The following is an 18,403-nucleotide window of genomic DNA, read 5'->3' as shown; positions in this document are numbered from 1 at the left end:
AACCGCCGACACCAAACAAAACAAACAACTAAATATATCTCACCAAGAGCCTAGACACACCATGTCTAGGCTCTTGGTGCGTTTTCGGGCCTTCGCATCGCACCCCAAGCAACACTGGGGGCGAGTATACGTGTCGTTGAAGGCAACCTAAGCCAGTCGCACAGCAGTGCTGCCATATCCGGCAGCCGGAAGCGACATCTAGAAAACCCAAAAGCACAAACCCGAAAACACAGACCTGCGTGCTGCACATCCACGTCTCCACGTCTGCGCTTATAGACCGCAACGGATCCGAGCACGAGTCATACGCGCTAATTATCTCAAGCACAAAGAATCCACCGCCGCCCAAACAAGCAACACAGCTTTGCCGGCTGAGGACACTCATCCCCGGACCATTTGCAGGCTACAGCATTCTTGAACCTAGGCGCATCGCCCAAGTGATGGGTTTGCCTCGTAGAGAACAACAAAAATAGCCCCCAGCCGCAGCAAAAGCGGGCCGAAGGCCAAATCTACAGGAAACAGGAACAGGCGCTGTCTTTGGTGACGGTGGTACTTAGCCCTTCTCGCAACCGCGGGTGTCGTGCAAACCGCACTGAGGGACGCCCAGGAACGAAAGAGCGAGCGATGAGAGCGTGACTGGAATAGCGATAATGTCGTAGAAGGGGGAGTCGACGACGAGTTCATTGAGAGACGACGAGTTCATTGAGATCAGTAGACGATCCTTGTCGAGCGTTGTTCACTAGCCCGTCCTCGGCTGTCGCTGTGGGTGTCGCCGTGACCATAAGTGCGGCGGCACTGATGATAGCTAGGGACTTCTTCATCGTGTCAGTTCCTTTCGGATAGGGAATTATAGGGATGTCCTAGGCTATCGGACCAACATGTCAAAGGCAATGGTTTGAGTGCTGGTCTAATTCCGTCCTCATTCTTTGGCAGCAGTGTTGCTTGGCCCAGCCTTTTTGGGTACTGGGGCCAAAACTACGGGCGAAGAAGATTATGGGTATGTAGGGGTAATCGAGAGTGAAACTCACGGGTATAGCCGGTTACGGGGTCGGCAAAAGAAATGTGCGTCGCCGTCAAGTGCATGGGAATTCGCATGTCTTCGGCTTCTGCCGGGTAGATGACGGGGTAGATGGGGTCCCCAATAATGGGTATGCCAGCCTGAAGCATGTGCAATCGGAGTTGATGCGTCTTTCCGGTCTGCGGCTTCAAGGTGTACTTCGCGAGCTCTGGTAGTGAACCGTGGATGGACTCGTAGGGGGCCTTATCTACCGGCTCCACGCCGGCGACCTCGGTGATGGCATTGACTTCCCCCTCGACGATGCGGCCTTGCAGCTCCCCCGGGGTCTTCTCCATACGGGAGCGCCAAATGGTGCCTGGGGAGACGTCGGCAAGCGGCGCGATGGCCTCGTAGGTCTTGTTTACGCGGCGCTCGGCAAACAACGTTTGGTAGGCGCCCCGGACGGAGCGGTCCTTCGTAAAGACGAGGATGCCGGAGGTAAGCCGGTCGAGACGATGCGCGGGAGATAGCTCGTTGTTTCCCGTCATCCGGCGCAGGCGCACGGTTGCAGTCTCTGTGATGTGCCGGGCGCGGGGCATGGTGGCCATGAAGGGCGGCTTATCCACCACTAGGAGGTGCTCGTCCTCAAAGAGGATTGGTATGTCGTATGGGACGGGAGTTTCGGGAGCCGGCATGCGGTAGAAGTACACCACTGCGTTGGTGGCGAGAATACTATCAGGGCGAAGAGGGGAACCATCTTGGCGCACAACTTCGTCTGCGTCGAAGCGGGCCTGTAGCGCGGCCTCGTTGTCGTCGGGGTGACGGTGGCGCTGAGTGACGATGAGGTGGTGAACAAAGTTCCACGCGGTAATCGGACCTTCAGGCACGCGGGTGTGGGTGGGGTTTAGCCCATCACGAATAGGAAGTGGTGTTGCGCCACGCCTTTTTTGCGATATTCTTTGACCCATGGATTTTAACTCTATTCTCGCACCCGTCATCGATTTCTTCTCTAATGGTATCGGTGCCGTCATTCGTGACATTGTCGTGGCCGCCTACAACATTCTCTTCCCCGCCAACGCGGACGCTGCTACCACCCCACAGGTCTAGTAATAGGTATTAGACTGGAAGTGTAAGCACTTCGAAAGGAAAGGTCATGGCAAAGGAAGACATTGTCGTCGTCGCCGTTGATGGTTCGGAAGCGTCGAAGAACGCCGTCCGCTGGGCTGCTAATACCGCGGTAAAGCGGGGTATCCCGCTGCGTATCGCATCGAGCTATACGATGCCGCAGTTCCTCTACGCCGAAGGCATGGTTCCGCCGAAGGAGCTTTTTGATGACCTCCAGGCGGAAACCCTAGAGAAGATCGAGGATGCCCGCGCCGAGGCCCACAAGGTTGCCCCGGATCTGAAGATTGGCCACACCGTGGCTGAGGGCTCCCCGATTGACATGCTGCTGGAGATGTCCAAGGACGTCACCATGATTGTCATGGGCTCCCGCGGCATGGGCGGCCTGTCCGGCATGGTGATGGGCTCGGTGTCCGCATCCGTCGTTTCCCACGCCTCCTGCCCGGTTGTCGTGGTCCGTGAGGATAACCACGTCACTGAGTCCACCAAGTATGGTCCGGTTGTCATCGGTGTCGATGGCTCCGAGGTTTCCCAGAAGGCAACAGATTATGCCTTCAAGGAAGCCGATGCCCGCGGCGCGGAGCTCATTGCCGTTCACACCTGGATGGATATGCAGGTTCAGGCCTCCCTGGCCGGCCTCTCCGCCGCACAGGCCGAGTGGGCTGAGGTGGAGAAGGAGCAGGCAGAGCTGCTGACCGAGCGCCTCGCTGAATTCCAAGAAAAGTACCCGGAGGTACAGGTCAAGAAGGTTATTGCTCGCGACCGTCCGGTTCGCGCGCTGGCAGAGGCTTCTGAGGGCGCCCAGCTTCTCGTCGTGGGTTCCCACGGCCGTGGTGGTTTCAAGGGCATGCTGCTTGGCTCCACCTCCCGCGCGCTACTGCAGTCCGCACCGTGCCCGATGATGGTGGTACGTCCGGACTCCGAGTAACCTTCGCATAACCCCGCTATAACGATTCGGGCCCATTTACTGGATAAGTGGTAAGCCCGAGTCGTTTTGGTGTTTTAACGCGTACGGTGGGGAGAACGTAAATAAAAGCTATTTACTGTTACTAGAAGGAGAGAGTGACATGGGACTTGGTCTCGGTTTCTTTGGTTCGATTGTTGTCGGCATCATTGCGGGCTGGCTCGCTGAGAAGATTATGAAGCGCGATCAGGGGCTGTTCACTAACCTCATTGTTGGTGTTATCGGCGGCTTGATTGGTGGCGGCTTGCTTGCGCTCTTTAATAAGAGTGTTGGTGATAGCTGGTTCCTTATGATTATTACGGCAACGGTCGGCGCCTGTATCCTGCTGTGGATTGTGGGAGCCATTACGGGCCGCAAGAAATAATAATTCGCATACATACCGGTTTGTCTATATTGTGTAGATGAACCGGTTTTGTCATGTGAGGAGAAGAAATGGCCGAAAAGAAGTCGCGACGCAATCGTCCGAGTCCGCGCAGCCGACTGCTCGAATCCGCCACGCGGCTCTTTACCACCGAAGGAATCCGCGTCATCGGCATCGACCGCATCCTGCGTGAGGCGGATGTCGCTAAGGCATCGCTGTATTCCCTCTTCGGCTCTAAGGACGCCCTCGTTATCGCGTACGTTGAGGCCCTTGATGAGGAGTATCGCGCCGATTGGCAAAAGCGCACCGAGGACGCGACAGACCCGGAAAGCAAGATCCTGGCCTTCTTCGACAAGGCCATCGAGGAGCAGCCCTCCATGGAATTCAGGGGCTCGCACTTCCTCAACGCTGCGGGCGAGTATCCGCGGCCAGAAACTGATGCCGAGCGCGGCATCGTGGCCGCCTGCGTTGAGCACCGCACGTGGATGCATTCCACGGTCACAGCACTCCTCAACACTAAGAATGGCTACCCCTCAGAGGAGCAGGCTAGCGAAATTCTCATCTTCCTTGATGGCGGGCTTGCCGGCGCACGCCTTACCCGCGACGTCGCCCCGCTCGTAACAGCCAAGCAGCTGGCTATTCGGCTTCTGTCGGCTCCTCCTGCCGACTATTCGATTTAACAATTTTTCGTGCCTCCGCCACGATCTCCGAGTGGCGCTTGCGGTTAGCGGCGAGCTCTTCCTTGTGCCCCGGCTCCTCTTTGAGCCGCTGCTTGGCCGCTTTCTTTTCCCGCTTCTTCTCCTTGGTGCGCCAGCGCTGGATGCTAGCGCGGCGCTGCTCGTGGACGGCCTCCGGCAGCGGGTAGCGCTTGCGCAGAATGATTTCGTACACGCCCGTCTGTAGCAGGGTGAAGAGGTAGGAACAACCCCAGTAGAAGATGATGGTCACGGGGATGGGGCCGTGCCAGGCCACCATCCACAACATCCACGGGATAAGAACCACCATGAGGGCCATAAACCACAGCAAGCGGCGAGGGATCTTTTCGTCGAAAAGCGTGGTGAGGTAGCCGCGGTAGAGCGTAATGAGCGTGTTGAGGGAGGTAAACACGAGTGCCGCGATGAGCATGGGCAGGACCAAATCACGGTGCTCGCGGGCGAAATCGGTGAGGGGAACGCCGAAGACGGTGGAGGCGCGGAAAGAGGAGACGTCGTCAAGCGTGAGCATTCCCACCGGCTCATGCGTGGAGCCAGAAACCCGGAGCACCACCTGGTAGAGGCCAATAAAGGCGGGAATGATGAGGAAGGCTGGGAAGCAACCCACTAATGGATTGTGCTGAAAGCGCTTCTTGAGATCGCGCTGCTGCGTAAGGACGGCGACGGCCTCATCGACGGTGTCGGCCCGAGCGAGCTGCGCGTTGAGCTCGGTCATCTCTGGGCGCATGAGGGCTCCGATGCGGCCTTGCTTCACGGAAAGCCAGTTCAGCGGTGCGATGAGCCCGCGGACCGTCAGCACGAGGAAGACGATGGTGAGGATCCATGACATGGAGCCGGAGAAGAAAGCACCTAACAGGAGGTGCCAGAGTTTCATGATTCCGGAGACCGGATACATGAAAATTTCGATCATCGCCTACTCCTCTTTCTGCAGGGTGGTGGGGCACTTACACGTTACAGGGAGGCTAGGGTAGTGAGTATGCCCCACCCCACCGCACGCACGCGAACGACCGTCGGCTCCGTCATCGGTGAGCTGATGCTGACGGCCGGCGTGCTGCTGCTGCTCTTTGCTTTTTACGAGTCCTACTGGACCAACATCGCCTCCGGCAAGCTACAGGACGAAGCCAACGAGACGCTACAGGAGGAGTGGCACAATCCGCGCGGCGCTGGCCATGCCCCGCAGCTCGGTGAGGCATTTGCACGCCTCTATATCCCTGCCTTCGGCTCGGACTTCGCCTTCGCGGTCCTCGAAGGCACCAACGAGGATGATTTGCTGCGCGGACCGGGGCGCTACACCGACACGCAGATGCCCGGTGAGCCGGGCAACTTTGCGGTGGCCGGACACCGCGTGGGCAAGGGCGCGCCCTTTAATGACTTGGGTAACCTGCACACCTGCGACGCCATCGTCATCGAAACTGCGACGGAGTGGATCACCTACCGCGTGCTGCCTATCGACGGTTCCCCGGGGGAGTGCTTCAGCCCAGAGCAGCAAGCCAAGCCGGAGTACCAGCCCATTCAAGGCCGCCACATCACGCTGCCGGGTGATGTGAGCGTGCTCCAACCTGTTCCCGGGGCGGAGGGCGTTGAGCCGAGCGAATCCTTGCTTACGCTCACGACGTGTCATCCGCAGTTCTCAAATGCGGAGCGCATGATTATTCACGCGATGGAGACCGACCGGGAGGCTAAGAAGCCCGGCTCAGATGACAATGACCGCCCCGCCGTCTTGGAGGAGAACTAATGTATCGCGCACTGTGGAACCTGTTGCCCGGCCCCACCGCGGTAAAAGCCGTGCTGGCGTTGGCTCTTGCCGTGGGGGTCTTCTTCCTGCTCATGGAGGTTGTGTTCCCCTGGGTAGCAGCGCAGATGCCCTATAACGACGTCGCTGTTTAGACCATTAAATGCTTAGGCCTTATAGGCCTAAACGCTTGATCGCTTCCTGCGCTATGAGCTGGGGCTTGAGCGTTTGCAGCTGGTTCGACCACACCACCACGGCGTGGTTGTCCTTCTGCACGGCGAAGACCGAGTGATCCTCAAAGACGCCGCGCCCGCCCGACCAGCCATCGAATTCGGCAAGCTCCGTGTCCTTGACAGGGGCGGCCCAGTCCACGACCGCGCGCGCTTCCTCCACGCTGGGCATCTGGCGGATGAGGACGGTGGCTTGTGGGTCCTCGGGGTAGGACCAGAACACGCAGGCGGGGGTGCCAAAGCGCTTGTCGACGCCCCACCGGGTCATCCTCTGCCCGTTCGTATCGGCCACCCATTGGGTATCCAGATAGGGGCAGTCTTCCCAGTCGCTGACCTCCGCCGTGGCGTCGATGGGCAGGCCATCGCCTGCGTCGGTGGGTGTCGCAGGGCTTGCGGCCGGGGTGCTGGGGGTGGGGTCGTCTGCATCCGAGCACCCCGCGGCGGCGAAGCCGATGCCGATCAGGCAGGCGGCAAGCGGGGGAAGTAGGCTGTGGCGCATGACGTCCACACTAGACCAGCGCTCGGTTGAATCGGATGCCCTGCGCAACGGTATCCACGTCCTGACGGCGACGCTGCTGGTGGTGGCGATTTTTACCACGGTGCGCCTACCTCTGTGGCAGGGCGTGCTCAACCTGCTGCTCTTGGTTTCTTTCGCCGTGGTGTACTTCGGGGGCTCAGCCTACTTGGAGACGCTGCCGCGCATCGCGCGTTATGGCTGGATAGTCATCCTCACGGTGTTGTGGCTTGCCGACTTGGCAGTGGCGCCCGCGGCCATCTACCTGGTGTTTTCCCTGTACTTTGTGTACCTCTACGTACTGGAGATGATCCCTGGTGTCATCTGCGTTATCGCGGCCACGGTGATGACCGTGCTGGTGCAGGTACCGGGCGGGCTGTCCTTCGGCGGCGTCATGGGCCCGGCGGTATCGGCCTTGGTGACGATCGCTATTACCTATGCCTTCCGGGCGCTGAGCCGGATGAACCAAGAGTTGGTGAAAACCCGGTCCCAGCTGGTGGAGTCCGAGCGCACGGCCGGTATGACAGCCGAGCGCCAGCGCATCGCCCACGAAATCCACGACACTCTGGCACAGGGCCTGTCCTCCATCCAGATGCTTCTGCACGCCGCTGACCGCGACCTGGCCCAGGAGAATATCCCTAAGGCGCAGGAGCGCATTGAGCTCGCCCGGCGCACCGCGGCGGATAACCTCCACGAGGCGCGTGCCATGATCGCAGCACTCCAGCCGGCGGCGTTATCAGAAACCTCCCTGGAGTCAGCTATGACCAGGATGGCGGATAACTTCGCGGCAACCGGTGGGGTTGATGTTTCCGTGGACGTTGAGGGCGATGTCCAGCAACTTCCCATGAAGGTGGAAGCAGCACTGTTGCGGATTGCGCAGGGGGCGATGGGGAACGTCGTCAAGCATGCCCACGCCAGCAAGGCACGGGTGACGGTAACCTATGCGCCGGATGAGGTGCGCGTGGACGTGGTGGACAATGGAGACGGCTTTGATGTCGAGGCAGTGGAGAATAAGCCGGCGGGGTTGGGGCATATTGGTCTATCGGCGATGCGCAGGCGTGCCGAGGAGCTCGGCGGAGAGGTCGTGATTGAATCCACCCCAGGCAGCGGCACGGCGGTCTCAGTTAGTGTGCCCTTAGATAACGATGTAGATTAGGAATTTGTCCACACCGTACCAATGAGGAGGAAGCCCGTGATTAGGGTCTTGCTTGCCGACGACCACGAGATCGTACGCCTAGGTCTACGCTCGGTGCTCGAGGGGGCTGAGGATATCGAGGTGGTGGGTGAGGTAGCGACCGCCGAAGCCGCCGTCTCCGCAGCGCAGGCAGGTGGCATTGACGTCCTCCTCATGGATCTGCGGTTTGGAGCGGGTATTGAAGGCACCCGCGTCATGGGCGGCGCGGAGGCGACTGCCGCCATCCGCTACTCCATGGAGAACCCGCCCAAGGTGCTCGTGGTGACCAATTACGACACTGACGCGGACATTCTCGGGGCGATTGAGGCCGGAGCGGTAGGCTACTTGCTGAAGGATGCGCCGCCGGTCGAGCTGCTCGCGGCGGTGCGCTCGGCGGCCGACGGTGATTCGGCGCTTTCGCCGGTAGTGGCCGATAAGCTGATGACCCGCGTGCGCACGCCGCGCACCTCCCTTACCCCGCGCGAGCTGGAAGTACTGAAGCTAGTCGCGGCGGGATCCTCCAACAGGGAGATCGGTGTGGAGCTGATGCTTTCGGAGGCGACGGTGAAGTCCCACCTCGTCCACATCTACGACAAATTAGGGGTGCGCTCGCGCACGTCGGCCGTGGCGGCCGCCCGCGAGCAGGGCGTTCTTTAGAGGTTGTTGGCGTCGCGGTAGGCCAGGATGACGTCGTTGGGGATCTTGCCGCGCTCGGCCACCTGGTAGCCGTGCTGGGCGGCCCAGGCGCGGACATCGGCCGGCTTGTAGCGGCGGGTGTCCTTCTTCACCGGGTGACGGGCGGCCTTGACAAAAGGTTCCATTGCGGCGTGGAACTTATCGGCGTTCTCCTGGGAAACATCGAGGAGATAGTCTTTACCGTCAACGCTGAAGCGGATGACAATCAGTTCTTCCTCGCTGAGGGGCTTGTTATCAATGTCGTCAAAAAACTGGGTGATTTCGCGGCGTGCCATGATTCTCCATTCGATCTGTAATCTGATCGCGCTGTGCTTGGGCTTCCCTCATCGTTCACCACAAGAGCGGAAGCCTAAACTTTAAGTAACTTAACGGATTAAAGAGAAAGGCATTAAAAGAACCTTCTCTTGTTATTGACTATAGAGCAAAACCACGTCTGCGACACAGTTAAGGGGCGCTAGGAGAAGCAGTATTCTGGCCGGTAACAAAGGCTGATTTTAAACCCGAAAGAAAAAGCCTCCGATCCGCTTTCCCGCCCTTGTTAGGAGGCGGGGAATGTGGGGATCGAAGGCTGGAAGCTGTGGTGCGAAGGGTTATGCGCCCAGCTTGGACTGGATCTCGTCGTTGAGAGAATCAATCTCGCCGGAGATGGAGCGGTGTGCGCGCTGGCGCTGCTGCTCAGTCATGTATTCCGCATTGTCGATTGCGGAATCGAGCTCGTTGAGCCGCTCCTTGACGTCGCGCTTAAAGCCGGCGGGCAGCTGGGCGTCCTTCAGGGAGTTGCGGATGCCGGCGGTGCGCGCCTTTAGCGGTGCGCCGTGGCCGGAGAAGGAGGCCAGCTGCTCAGCGCTGACGCCAGCCTTGTGCGCGCGCTTCTTCTCAACCTCGCGCTGGGCAACGGTGATGCCGCGGTAAATCAGGGGCAAAAGAAGAGGTGCGGCGGTGCGCAGGGCGCCGGCATAACGCTTGACGTTGCCCTTATTTAAACGGCCTTCTTTAATGCGTTCGAGTTCCTTCTTGGCCATTTTGTATTCGTGCTTGCGGCGATTCTTCAGGCCCTTTTCCTCAGACTTGATAAGCGCCTTCTCCTGCTTAGCCAACAGCTTTTGCTGGCGGTGCTTGGCCTTATCAGCAGCCTTGACCTCTGCCTTTACACGGGTCTTGGCGGCCTTAACCTCAGCACGGGCCTCACGGCGGGCCTTGCGGATCTTCTTCATAATGCCCATTGAAACGTCCTTAAATTATCTTTCCTTAGGGTCTCGCTACAACTCTAGCAAGGTGGTCTACTAAGCTCACCTGCTGTGAAGGATGTGCTCGTCGCCACGGATCTTGTGGGCTGCCGTTATCGCTTGGTGCAGCGCCGCGCGCATCCCGAGATCCCACGTACCGCGGTAAGTCAGGCCCGCGCGGAACGCCACGCGGCGGCTATCGATGCTGCCTTGAGCCGCCTTCCCGCAAAGGGGCCGGGCCGTTTTCGCCGCATTGACCTGGAGGGTAGCGACTTCGAGCGGGCCCTGGCCACGTTGGAGGCTCTAGCTCGTGGGTATACGCACATCACCAACGCCGTCTTTTCCACCGAAGAGTGGATGGTGCGCGTGGAGCTCCTCGTTCGGGACGGCGAAATGTATAGCCCTGTCATCGTCTCCGATCACCGCGTGGCGCGCCGGCATGAGGCCTCGTGTGCGCTCGTCGTGCCGACCCACCGCTTGGGGTTGAGCGAGCCCTTGCCGGCAAAATACAAGATTCGGCATCACGCCATCGACGGCTACCGTTTGGCGCTGGCAGCCCGGGGCTTGGAAGAAGTGGGGCTGAATTCTGGCAGGGGCGCGGCGATTGGGCAGGACCGCAGCCAGGCTTTTGTCACGGATACCTCGCGTTTTGCCATCGATGAGGCACTGGCGCAACCGCTGCCCGCGGGCCCGCGCCGCGTTAAGGAGTGCGCCTCCTGCCGCTTTTGGCCCTTGTGCCGGGAAGAGCTGGAAGCCCGCGATGACATTTCCCTTTTCCTGCCGGGCGACCGCGCCAACCCCTACCGCGAGCGCGGTATCACAACGGTGCAAGGGCTTATCGACGCCTCCCTCGGCGCCCCCTCCGCCCTCGCCGCCGCCTGGCGCGAAGGTATTCCCCTGCTGCGCCGCGGGCAGGTCAGCGTTCCTCGCGCGGATGTGGAAGTCGACGTCGATATGGAGGCCTACCTGGATCAAGGCGCCTACCTGTGGGGTGCACTCCTGGACGGTGAGTATCACTCTTTTGCCACGTGGGAGCCGCTCGGCGGCCGGGCGGAAGCAGAGAATTTCGCCGAGTTTTGGGAGTGGCTCATGGGAGTGCGCGCTGACGCACATGCGGCGGGAAAGACCTTTGCGGCGTATTGCTACTCCGCCCACGGGGAGAACCATTGGATGCGCAGGTCCGCGCAGCGTTTTTCTACCCCCAACCTCCAGGAAGTGGAAGAGTTCATCTCCTCGGAGGAGTGGGTGGATATGTTTGTCCACGTCAAGCGTAGTTTCGCCGGCACCGCGGGGTTGGGTCTGAAGACCGTGGCCCCGGTCGCGGGCTTTGAATGGCCGGAAGAGTTTGACGGCGAAGAATCCGTTAACGCCCGCCGCGCCGCCCTCGCCGGTGACACGGACGCGCGTGCGCAGATTCTGCGCTATAACGCCGGCGATGTGCGCGCGACCCATGCCGTCCGCGAGTGGATGTCTCACGGCGCGCCGGGCGTGCCTCCCCTCGAGCCCTAGCTTCTTCTGCCTTCCCGTTTGCAAGTCCCCAGACCTCAAACCCGCAACCTGCAGGTGGGCGTCGCCAAGCGCTTGCCGACGCCCCACTGCCCACCAGGAGGTTGCGGGATCGAGGTCTGGGGATCTACAGGATGAGGCTGAGTCCGCCGAGGATGATGAGCACCGCAAGCGCCACCCACACCTGGTCCCAGTCCGTTGTGCTCGTTGGGGCTGGGCCTTCGGCCTTCTTGAGAAGCACGGCTTTCTGGGCCTTGACCGCGCGGGCGGTGAGGATGGGGAGGACGGCCATGGAACCGAGGCAGAGCAGCGAGGCGGCAACCATGGTGAGGGAACTGGAGGTGGCCAGCCAGAGGGCAAGTCCGCCGTTGATAAAGACCGAGCGCCCCAGCCCCCAGCGGTTATATTCGCGCAGGCCAGCCCGCACCGCTGAAGGGCCGCCGCCCATCGTGGTGGGCAGCATATAGCCCATGACGCCGATGAGCAGTTGGGCGCCAAACCCCACGACGAGCGCGAGCATGGGAATCTGGGGCTCGCTGGAGAAGAAATGCTGGGTGGTGTAATACACCAGACCGCCGAGCAGCCAGAAGCAGGAAAAGAGCACAGAAAGCGCCGGGAAGGTGATGCGCCCGCGTGGTTCCCGGAACACGCTAAGGGTATTGAGCAGCCAGCTCTGCAGGCTGAGCGCCCAGCCGACGCAGTAGACGATCAGGCCCGCGTGCGGTACATTCCACGCGCTGCCGATCACGGTGGTCACCACGCCCAGCGCCAACAGCGTGAAGCTCAGGCTCATGTGTGGGTTGATTCCCTTGGTGCGCCAGATAGATGGGAACAAGATGGTGAGTGAACCGGCGGCTGCGAGGCCGACGAAACCGCCGATATTGGCGGCAACGTGTGCAATGAGCAGGCGCGGATGGGAAGGGTGCGTGGCGAGGAATGCGCCAAGAGTAGCGCCCACGGCAAGGAAGAAGGCCGAGGCCACATAAGCTGCGACGACGGGGCGGAACCTTTTGGATTCCGCGCGGCGCCACAAAGCAAAGAGGACCAACCCATGCCAAGACACCGCAAGAGCGACAAGCGTGGCACCTATCTGTGTAAGCACCCAGTGGTGGCCCCAATATTCACTGAGGATTTGGCCCACGAGGGTGAGGATAACGCCGGCATTCTGCAGATAAATCCGCGCGAGCTGGCGAGGGCGGGCCGACATCGGAACTTTGAGCTGCACGAACTTTTCGGTGAGGTGCTGGGACCATACCACGATGCTGTTGCTGAGAATGCCTAGCGTGAAGAGGTGGATGAGGACCCACCGGTAATTCGGGATAAAGGTATGGATTGCGCCCGCGAGAAGAAAGACCATCATCCACAGGCTGACAGGGCGGGATGCTTTCCTGTGCCATGTGCGCGGTGACCATTTGTCCATAAAACACGATTTTATCCGGTTTTTCTCACCACCCAACTCAACACCGCGATGCCCGCGGCGAGGGCGGTGTAGACGGCGATGAAGCCGGTCCACGACAGGGAATCAAAGAGCACGCCGGCCAGTGCGCCCAGGATGGAACTGCCCAGGTAGTAGAAGAAAACATAGAGGCTGGAGGCCTCAGCGCGGTCGTGAGTGGCGATATGCCCCACCCACCCCGAGGCCGTGGAGTGCGCTGCGAAGAAGCCGATGGTGAAGAGCACGATGCCGAGCAGGGTGGGGATCAGTGACCCCATACAGAGCGCGATGCCCACGGCAAAAAGCAGGCAGGACAGCAGCAAGGTGTTGGCGTGGCCCACTTGTGTGACCAGCCGGCCGGCGCGCGCCGAGGACCACGTGCCGGTGAGGTAGAAGAGGAAGACCAAGCCGGCCAAACCAGGCGCGAGGTGGAAGTGGTCGATGAGCCTAAATGCCAGGAAGTTATAGAGGGACACGAAGGTTCCCATCGCCACGAAGGCCACGATGAACAAGGGAATCAGGCGGGTATCCCGGGCATGGCGAAAGATGGCGCGCAGCTCCGAGCGGAAGTGAATCGCCTTCGGGGTGAAGTTCTGTTGGTAGGGCAGCAAGATCGCCGCGATGATGGCCAAAATCAGCGTGACCAGGCTAGAGCCCGCCAGCGCCCAGCGCCAGGACGTGAGCTCGAGCAGCCCGGTGGGAATGAGGCGGCCGGTCAGCCCACCGATGGTGGTGCCGGCGATGTACAACCCCATGGCACGGGCAACGTAGGAGCTTTCCAGCTCCTCCGAGATCCAGGCCATGGCGGTAGCGGGTGCGCCGGCGATGACAGCGCCCTGGAGCGCGCGGGTGGCGATAAGGATCTCCGGATTGGGCGCCAGCGGCACGAGCATGCCGATGAGCGTGGCCGCGATGGTGGAAACGAGCAACAGTTTTCCACGGCCGATGCGCTCGGAGATGATGGACACGGGGATCACGCAGATAGCCAGCGCGCCTGTGGCCGCGGAGATGGTCATGGCGGCTTCCGTGGGGGACATGCCCATGTCCTCCACCAGGGTGGGCAGCATGGCTTGGGTGGGGTAGAGGCAAGAAAAAATTGCCAAGCCCACGAAGAGCATGGCAATGGTGGCGCGCCGCGTTCTGGTCATGCATCAAGCATGGCCTAGCGCGGGTTATGTGTAAAATGTCTAAAAGTTACATAAAACATGCGAGGTGTGCATGAATCTGGAGGATGTGCGCGGCGTCGTCGCCGTGGCCGACCATGGCCTCGTCGGCGCGGCTGCCGACGCCCTCGGGCTCTCCCAATCCGCGCTAACCCGCCGCGTGCAGCGCATTGAGGCGGAGGTGGGGGCCAGCCTCTTCGAGCGCAGCGGCCGGCGCCTGCGGCTCAATGCCCGCGGCCAGGCATTCGTGGAGCATGCCCGGCGGATGCTCATGGCGGAGACCGCCGCGCGCGATGCCGTTTCCCGCCTCATGGATCCGGAGCGCGGTACCGTGCGCCTTGATTTCATGCATTCTTTGGGCACGTGGATGGTCCCGGAACTGCTCAAGGCCTATCGCGCTGAACACCCTCACGTGGACATCCGCCTGCACCAGGGCGCGGCGCGCGAGCTCGTGGAGAGAGTAGCGGCCGGGGAGTCAGATCTCGCGCTCGTTGGCCCCCGTCCCACCACCCCGGGGGCCGTGGGCTGGCACCAGCTCAAATTGCAGCGCCTCGGGCTCGCGGTTCCGGAAGGGCATTGGGCGGCAGGACAAGACAGCGTGCGCATGGAAGATTTCCGCGACGAGCCCTTCATCGGCATGCTGCCGGGTTATGGAACGCGTATGCTGCTGGATTCCCTGGCGAGCGAAGCCGGATTCACCCCGCGCCTCGTCTTCGAATCCATGGAGCTGACCACCGTGGCCGGCCTCGTGGCTGCTGGCCTGGGATCGGCCCTGCTGCCGCTTGATGACCCGTATCTGAAAGCCAGCAACCTCATTCCCATAGAGCCGGAGGCTTACCGCGAGCTGGGTTTGGTGTGGCGCGAGGGCGATGATGCCCCGCCGGTCGAGCACTTCAAGGATTTCGTCGTGGCACGCACCGCTGAGGGCAGTAGCTTGGTCGAGGCCGACTAGCTGCCGAAGGGGAGTTCGGCGGCCAGGGCGGCGAGCGCCTCCGGGGTGGAGACCTCGTGTGGCAGCCTGGCACTGGTGCTCCCAGGCGGCAGAGTGTCTTAACGGATAGGCCAACTGCCCAACATGACGAAGATCCCTCTCGGATCTGCAATGACGGCGCATAACTTTGGCGGATCGGGCAGTTGTGGTCTGGATATCGGGGTTGGGTGGTCCTCCGCAAAGCCTGTAGAGGGAGTCACAACGCGAAACCGCGCTGAGCCTCAATGAAGAGGACCCAGCGCGGTCGAAGCAATATGGCCTTAAAGGAGGCCGGAGTGCTTACTTGGTAGCAGCAGCGTAACGCTCAGCAACGTCATCCCAGTTGAAGACGTTCCAGACAGCCTTGACGTAGTCAGCCTTCACGTTCTTGTACTGGAGGTAGAAGGCGTGCTCCCACATATCCAGCATCAGCAGCGGGGTGAAGTTCACCGAGATGTTGCCCTGCTGATCAGTGAGCTGCTCAATAATCAGGCGACCAGCAACGTGGTCGTAGCCCAGAACTGCCCAACCGGAGCCCTGCAGGCCGGTCGCAACAGCGGAGAAGTGAGCCTTGAACTTCTCGAAGGAACCGAAGTCGCGGTTAATAGCCTCAGCCAGCTCGCCGGTCGGCTCGCCGCCACCGTTCGGCGAGAGGTTCTTCCAGAAGATGGAGTGGTTGGTGTGGCCACCCAGGTTGAAGGCAAGGTTCTTGGACAGAGCGCGGATAGCGTCAGCGTTAGCCTCGCCGTTGCGCTGCTCCTCCAGAGCCTCGAGCGCAGCGTTAGCGCCAGCAACGTAGCCAGCGTGGTGCTTGGAGTGGTGCAGCTCCATGATCTCAGCGGAGATGTGCGGCTCCAGAGCGTCGTATGCGTAGTCGAGTTCAGGAAGTTCGTAAACAGCCATTTGTGTCATCCTTTCTTTGGGGTACGAGGCCCCATCGTAGGGCGCGGATGAGGATTTGGCCACAATAATTTTTTAATGGGAACCGCCGTGAACGAAAACCTGGATTGCAAGCGGCGTAGCGGAGTATAAGGGGAGGACAACACTACGCGAAGGAGAATCCTGCATGTTTCTTTTCAAGCCAGAACCCAAGCTGGTGGCAGCGGAGGACGCCCTTCCCGGGCGATCCGAGCCCGTCTTGGACAACCCGCAGCCCCATGCGGTCCTGGGGACTCCTATCACCGGTCCGTGGAAGGAAGGGCAGAAGTCCCTCATCATTGCCATCGGCTGTTTCTGGGGCGCGGAGAAGATGTTCTGGGAAACCGAGGGCGTGGAGTCGACGTCCGTGGGCTATGCGGGCGGCACCACTCCTAACCCGACGTACTACGAGGTCTGCCGCGGGCTGACCAACCACGCGGAGGCAGTGCAGATTACCTACGACCCGCAGCGCGTGAGCCTGCGCGACCTAGTGGTCAAGGCTCTGGAGGCGCACGATCCGACCCAGGGCTTCCGACAGGGCAATGACGTCGGTGCACAGTACCGCTCGGCGTTCTATCCAGAGACCGAGGAGGAACGCGCGGAGATCCAGCAGCTCGTGGATTCCTACGCGGGCAAGCTTGCCGACGCCGGCTTCGGCGCCACCACCACCGAGGTCACCCTCCTCGGTGAGACGGACTCGGGGGAGTATTACCTGGCCGAGGATGAGCACCAGCAGTACCTACACAAGGTGCCCAACGGTTACTGCCCGCATCACAGCACCGGCGTCAAGTGTGGCTAGCGCAGTGAGCGCACTGGCGCGCAGCTAGAGCTGCTTGCGCACGTGCGTGCGGAAGTCGGAAGGTTTGTTGAGCTGGTCGCGCTCCACAAAGTCCCGCATGCGCTCAGCGAGCTCCGGAGTGAGCTGGGTGCGCGTTTGGGATCCGAGGACGGAATCCCAGTACCAAAAGGTTTCCTCAAAGTAGTTGTGGCCGTGGCCGCCCGGCACGTTGAGCGAGTTGATCTGGTCCAGTGCTACCTGCCAGAAGGTGATGAACGGGTGCCAGCGCAGGTTCTTAAAGGTATCTGCGTACAAGGTCTGCGGGGTCGGCTCGTGGATCCAGTTCGGGCGGGCATAGATGAGCTTGCTGTCCCACCACACGATGGCATCGGAAGCATGCTGTCCCACCGCCACGCGCGGGCGCTCCCAGGGGCCATAGGGTTCGCCGAAGGCATCGTGTTCCATGTGGGCCGGAACGGCGGCAAAGCGGAGGTGCCGGCCGCCGTCGATAAGCGGCAGGCGTTCCAAGGAACCGCGTTCGCGGTGAAGGCGCCGCATGAAGCTGGTCATCCGAGGCGGCCCAGTGAACACCGCACCATCGCAGGCGTCGAGCAGTTCCTCGAGCGTCTCGTAGTTTTCCACGATGGCATAACAGCCTAAGGACTCGCCGCTTAAGTACAGCTTGGGGCGGTTGTCCTCGGGCAAGAGCGCGAGGCGGGCATGAACGGCGGCGATGAGCTCGCGCGCAAAAGTGCGGGAGAGGTTCTTGTCCACCAGGTAGGAAAACATGGAGGGCAGGTAATCGAATTGCAGGGCCACGGTGGCGCAGTTGCCGCGCGTGAGGAATTCATAGCCGCTGACTGAATAATTGTTGATCCAGCCTGAGCCGGAGGGCATCTGCAGCACGATGGTGTCTCGGTGGAAGGCGCCTGTACGCTCCATCTCCGCCACCGCGTGGCGAGCGGCGGCGTGCGGACCACGGCCGCGGATGAGACCGATGTAAATACGGATCGGCTCGTGGGCGCGTTCGAAGTGCATGACCGCTTTGATGTCCTGGGCGCGTGGGCCGCGGTCGAGGAAGGCCCTGCCTTGGGAGCCGACGGCCGTCCACGGCTCGTGGGACCAGGGGCTTCCCGAGCGTTCCGGCTCCCAGGGCATCGCGGAGCCTGGGTACACCAACTTATTGAGGGCCAGACCTTGGATGGAGGCCCTGCGGAGCAGCCGGCGCCAGACCATGCGGTCGCTGACCACGGCCGCAGCGAAGCCAACCACGCCGCCGGCGAGCGGCCACGCTATCCACCTGGGCAGCCAGCGCTGCACCTGGCGGGATAGCTGGGTAACGGCGATCTGCGCTGCTTCCCCGACGATGAGCAAGGCGCCGTAGCCCGCGGTGCCCACCACCATGCCCAGCGCTGCGGATTGGGGGCCGCGGTCATTAAGTTTGCTCACGAGGCGGGCTTGTTCTGATTGGTTGCGCAGGGAGCGTATGCCCGCGATGAATGTTCCGATCCCAAGCAGGTAGTAGGAATAACGTCGAGTGGTGGGGCCTACGTGGTCCTGGGGGCGTCGCCCAGCGAGGCGGAGCCCGCGCTTGGCGGCGAAGGCTGCGGTGGTGGCGGCGAGGTGGCCAGCGCCTTGGCCGATGGCTACGTTGGCGGCGGTGACCCACCAGGGGCGTGGCAATAGCGACGGGGAGACGGCGGCCCAGGTTGCTACCTCCGCGCCGAAGATCCCGGGCCACATATTTTGCGGCAGGCGCCGCCGGCCGGTCATGCGCATGCCGGGTGTGAGATCGCTGATGAGCTCCAGGGAAAAGATGGCAGCCTGAAGGCCTGTGCGGGCGGTTTTGAGGGCGATGCGGCGCGCAAGTTGACGCATGCTGGCCATTGAACCAGCTTTGGGCCGTA

At 61.3% G+C, this 18,403-nt stretch carries 20 protein-coding genes; 11 read left to right on the top strand and 9 right to left on the bottom strand.

The features are described from left to right. Positions 1-972 precede the first annotated feature (972 nt). A complete protein-coding gene (locus tag HMPREF3056_RS05730) occupies positions 973-2,025 on the bottom strand; it encodes a pseudouridine synthase (protein ID WP_083317784.1) in 1,053 nt (350 codons plus the stop codon). On the opposite strand from HMPREF3056_RS05730, the gene HMPREF3056_RS13460 reads away from it, so the two are divergent. The 4 genes from HMPREF3056_RS13460 to HMPREF3056_RS05715 all read left to right on the top strand — a co-directional run bounded on the left by HMPREF3056_RS13460 (position 1,961) and on the right by HMPREF3056_RS05715 (position 4,121). Next, positions 1,961-2,101: a hypothetical protein gene (locus HMPREF3056_RS13460; RefSeq protein WP_168160887.1), complete on the top strand. Its 141-nt coding sequence runs from the start codon at positions 1,961-1,963 to the stop codon at positions 2,099-2,101. The genes HMPREF3056_RS05730 and HMPREF3056_RS13460 overlap by 65 nt on opposite strands. A gap of 46 nt (positions 2,102-2,147) precedes the next feature. Further along, the gene (locus tag HMPREF3056_RS05725; RefSeq protein WP_046647652.1) at positions 2,148-3,044 is read left to right on the top strand and encodes a universal stress protein; all 897 of its coding nucleotides are present in this window, start codon (positions 2,148-2,150) and stop codon (positions 3,042-3,044) included. A 139-nt stretch (positions 3,045-3,183) separates the two neighbouring features. Next, on the top strand, positions 3,184-3,444 hold the full coding sequence (locus HMPREF3056_RS05720) for a GlsB/YeaQ/YmgE family stress response membrane protein (RefSeq protein ID WP_010188457.1): 261 nt from the start codon (positions 3,184-3,186) through the stop codon (positions 3,442-3,444). Between the two features lie 68 nt (positions 3,445-3,512). Beyond that, positions 3,513-4,121: a TetR/AcrR family transcriptional regulator gene (locus HMPREF3056_RS05715; RefSeq protein WP_046647650.1), complete on the top strand. Its 609-nt coding sequence runs from the start codon at positions 3,513-3,515 to the stop codon at positions 4,119-4,121. On the opposite strand, the gene yidC is transcribed toward HMPREF3056_RS05715, so the two are convergent. Then, the gene (gene yidC / locus HMPREF3056_RS05710) at positions 4,078-5,064 is read right to left on the bottom strand and encodes a membrane protein insertase YidC (protein ID WP_070754323.1); all 987 of its coding nucleotides are present in this window, start codon (positions 5,062-5,064) and stop codon (positions 4,078-4,080) included. The genes HMPREF3056_RS05715 and yidC overlap by 44 nt on opposite strands. A gap of 66 nt (positions 5,065-5,130) precedes the next feature. On the opposite strand from yidC, the gene HMPREF3056_RS05705 reads away from it, so the two are divergent. Continuing rightward, entirely contained in the window at positions 5,131-5,889 is a 759-nt protein-coding gene (locus tag HMPREF3056_RS05705) for a class E sortase (RefSeq protein WP_070682176.1), read from the top strand. Further along, on the top strand, positions 5,889-6,041 hold the full coding sequence (locus tag HMPREF3056_RS13455; RefSeq protein WP_168166775.1) for a hypothetical protein: 153 nt from the start codon (positions 5,889-5,891) through the stop codon (positions 6,039-6,041). Before HMPREF3056_RS05705 ends, HMPREF3056_RS13455 begins: the two co-directional genes overlap by 1 nt. Before the next feature lie 19 nt (positions 6,042-6,060). On the opposite strand, the gene HMPREF3056_RS05700 is transcribed toward HMPREF3056_RS13455, so the two are convergent. Beyond that, a complete protein-coding gene (locus HMPREF3056_RS05700) occupies positions 6,061-6,615 on the bottom strand; it encodes a DUF2020 domain-containing protein (protein WP_070682179.1) in 555 nt (184 codons plus the stop codon). On the opposite strand from HMPREF3056_RS05700, the gene HMPREF3056_RS05695 reads away from it, so the two are divergent. Then, on the top strand, positions 6,614-7,786 hold the full coding sequence (locus tag HMPREF3056_RS05695; protein ID WP_070510858.1) for a sensor histidine kinase: 1,173 nt from the start codon (positions 6,614-6,616) through the stop codon (positions 7,784-7,786). The two genes, HMPREF3056_RS05700 and HMPREF3056_RS05695, sit on opposite strands and share 2 nt — an antisense overlap. A 36-nt stretch (positions 7,787-7,822) precedes the next feature. Further along, positions 7,823-8,461 (top strand): LuxR C-terminal-related transcriptional regulator, encoded by a 639-nt coding sequence (locus tag HMPREF3056_RS05690; RefSeq protein ID WP_046647640.1) that lies wholly within the window; start codon positions 7,823-7,825, stop codon positions 8,459-8,461. On the opposite strand, the gene HMPREF3056_RS05685 is transcribed toward HMPREF3056_RS05690, so the two are convergent. Next, complete coding sequence (locus HMPREF3056_RS05685) at positions 8,458-8,775, bottom strand: histone-like nucleoid-structuring protein Lsr2 (protein ID WP_070517764.1); 318 nt, start codon at positions 8,773-8,775, stop codon at positions 8,458-8,460. The genes HMPREF3056_RS05690 and HMPREF3056_RS05685 overlap by 4 nt on opposite strands. A gap of 315 nt (positions 8,776-9,090) precedes the next feature. Beyond that, positions 9,091-9,723: a DUF6474 family protein gene (locus HMPREF3056_RS05680; RefSeq protein WP_070682181.1), complete on the bottom strand. Its 633-nt coding sequence runs from the start codon at positions 9,721-9,723 to the stop codon at positions 9,091-9,093. 75 nt (positions 9,724-9,798) lie between these two features. Here HMPREF3056_RS05680 and HMPREF3056_RS05675 point away from each other — a divergent pair, with 75 nt between their 5' ends. Then, positions 9,799-11,235: a TM0106 family RecB-like putative nuclease gene (locus tag HMPREF3056_RS05675; RefSeq protein ID WP_198531142.1), complete on the top strand. Its 1,437-nt coding sequence runs from the start codon at positions 9,799-9,801 to the stop codon at positions 11,233-11,235. A 124-nt stretch (positions 11,236-11,359) separates the two neighbouring features. On the opposite strand, the gene HMPREF3056_RS05670 is transcribed toward HMPREF3056_RS05675, so the two are convergent. Together HMPREF3056_RS05670 and HMPREF3056_RS05665 are read right to left on the bottom strand one after the other, a co-directional pair. Further along, a complete protein-coding gene (locus HMPREF3056_RS05670) occupies positions 11,360-12,652 on the bottom strand; it encodes a copper oxidase (protein WP_070682184.1) in 1,293 nt (430 codons plus the stop codon). Positions 12,653-12,663: 11 nt separating this feature from the next. Beyond that, positions 12,664-13,815, bottom strand: a complete 1,152-nt coding sequence (locus HMPREF3056_RS05665; protein WP_070682188.1) for an MFS transporter — start codon at positions 13,813-13,815, stop codon at positions 12,664-12,666. Positions 13,816-13,885: 70 nt separating this feature from the next. Between HMPREF3056_RS05665 and HMPREF3056_RS05660 the strand changes: the two genes are divergently transcribed. Continuing rightward, the gene (locus HMPREF3056_RS05660; protein WP_070682191.1) at positions 13,886-14,782 is read left to right on the top strand and encodes a LysR family transcriptional regulator; all 897 of its coding nucleotides are present in this window, start codon (positions 13,886-13,888) and stop codon (positions 14,780-14,782) included. A 318-nt stretch (positions 14,783-15,100) separates the two neighbouring features. Here the strand turns inward: HMPREF3056_RS05660 and HMPREF3056_RS05655 are convergent, their stop codons facing one another. Continuing rightward, complete coding sequence (locus HMPREF3056_RS05655; RefSeq protein ID WP_046647628.1) at positions 15,101-15,703, bottom strand: superoxide dismutase; 603 nt, start codon at positions 15,701-15,703, stop codon at positions 15,101-15,103. 163 nt (positions 15,704-15,866) lie between these two features. Between HMPREF3056_RS05655 and msrA the strand changes: the two genes are divergently transcribed. Next, the gene (gene msrA, locus HMPREF3056_RS05650) at positions 15,867-16,517 is read left to right on the top strand and encodes a peptide-methionine (S)-S-oxide reductase MsrA (protein WP_070682194.1); all 651 of its coding nucleotides are present in this window, start codon (positions 15,867-15,869) and stop codon (positions 16,515-16,517) included. Positions 16,518-16,541: 24 nt separating this feature from the next. On the opposite strand, the gene HMPREF3056_RS05645 is transcribed toward msrA, so the two are convergent. Beyond that, the gene (locus HMPREF3056_RS05645) at positions 16,542-18,383 is read right to left on the bottom strand and encodes an alpha/beta-hydrolase family protein (RefSeq protein WP_070682198.1); all 1,842 of its coding nucleotides are present in this window, start codon (positions 18,381-18,383) and stop codon (positions 16,542-16,544) included. Positions 18,384-18,403 lie beyond the last annotated feature (20 nt).

The organism is Corynebacterium sp. HMSC056F09, assembly GCF_001815785.1.
Taxonomy (GTDB): Bacteria; Actinomycetota; Actinomycetes; order Mycobacteriales; family Mycobacteriaceae; genus Corynebacterium; species Corynebacterium hiratae.
The sequence above is the reverse complement of the archived record's forward strand: the minus strand, read 5'-3'. Positions and strand labels throughout refer to the sequence as shown.

Excerpts from the sequence above, each read along its gene's own strand:
- HMPREF3056_RS05715 (WP_046647650.1), top strand. The coding sequence starts at position 3,513 with ATGGCCGAAAAGAAGTCGCGACGCAATCGTCCGAGTCCGCGCAGCCGA.
- HMPREF3056_RS05700 (WP_070682179.1), bottom strand. The coding sequence starts at position 6,615 with ATGCGCCACAGCCTACTTCCCCCGCTTGCCGCCTGCCTGATCGGCATC.
- msrA (WP_070682194.1), top strand. The coding sequence starts at position 15,867 with ATGTTTCTTTTCAAGCCAGAACCCAAGCTGGTGGCAGCGGAGGACGCC.
- HMPREF3056_RS05670 (WP_070682184.1), bottom strand. The coding sequence starts at position 12,652 with ATGGACAAATGGTCACCGCGCACATGGCACAGGAAAGCATCCCGCCCT.
- HMPREF3056_RS05725 (WP_046647652.1), top strand. The coding sequence starts at position 2,148 with ATGGCAAAGGAAGACATTGTCGTCGTCGCCGTTGATGGTTCGGAAGCG.
- HMPREF3056_RS05680 (WP_070682181.1), bottom strand. The coding sequence starts at position 9,723 with ATGGGCATTATGAAGAAGATCCGCAAGGCCCGCCGTGAGGCCCGTGCT.
- yidC (WP_070754323.1), bottom strand. The coding sequence starts at position 5,064 with ATGATCGAAATTTTCATGTATCCGGTCTCCGGAATCATGAAACTCTGG.
- HMPREF3056_RS05665 (WP_070682188.1), bottom strand. The coding sequence starts at position 13,815 with ATGACCAGAACGCGGCGCGCCACCATTGCCATGCTCTTCGTGGGCTTG.
- HMPREF3056_RS05720 (WP_010188457.1), top strand. The coding sequence starts at position 3,184 with ATGGGACTTGGTCTCGGTTTCTTTGGTTCGATTGTTGTCGGCATCATT.
- HMPREF3056_RS13460 (WP_168160887.1), top strand. The coding sequence starts at position 1,961 with ATGGATTTTAACTCTATTCTCGCACCCGTCATCGATTTCTTCTCTAAT.
- HMPREF3056_RS13455 (WP_168166775.1), top strand. The coding sequence starts at position 5,889 with ATGTATCGCGCACTGTGGAACCTGTTGCCCGGCCCCACCGCGGTAAAA.
- HMPREF3056_RS05645 (WP_070682198.1), bottom strand. The coding sequence starts at position 18,383 with ATGGCCAGCATGCGTCAACTTGCGCGCCGCATCGCCCTCAAAACCGCC.
- HMPREF3056_RS05705 (WP_070682176.1), top strand. The coding sequence starts at position 5,131 with ATGCCCCACCCCACCGCACGCACGCGAACGACCGTCGGCTCCGTCATC.
- HMPREF3056_RS05695 (WP_070510858.1), top strand. The coding sequence starts at position 6,614 with ATGACGTCCACACTAGACCAGCGCTCGGTTGAATCGGATGCCCTGCGC.
- HMPREF3056_RS05655 (WP_046647628.1), bottom strand. The coding sequence starts at position 15,703 with ATGGCTGTTTACGAACTTCCTGAACTCGACTACGCATACGACGCTCTG.
- HMPREF3056_RS05730 (WP_083317784.1), bottom strand. The coding sequence starts at position 2,025 with ATGACGGCACCGATACCATTAGAGAAGAAATCGATGACGGGTGCGAGA.
- HMPREF3056_RS05685 (WP_070517764.1), bottom strand. The coding sequence starts at position 8,775 with ATGGCACGCCGCGAAATCACCCAGTTTTTTGACGACATTGATAACAAG.
- HMPREF3056_RS05660 (WP_070682191.1), top strand. The coding sequence starts at position 13,886 with ATGAATCTGGAGGATGTGCGCGGCGTCGTCGCCGTGGCCGACCATGGC.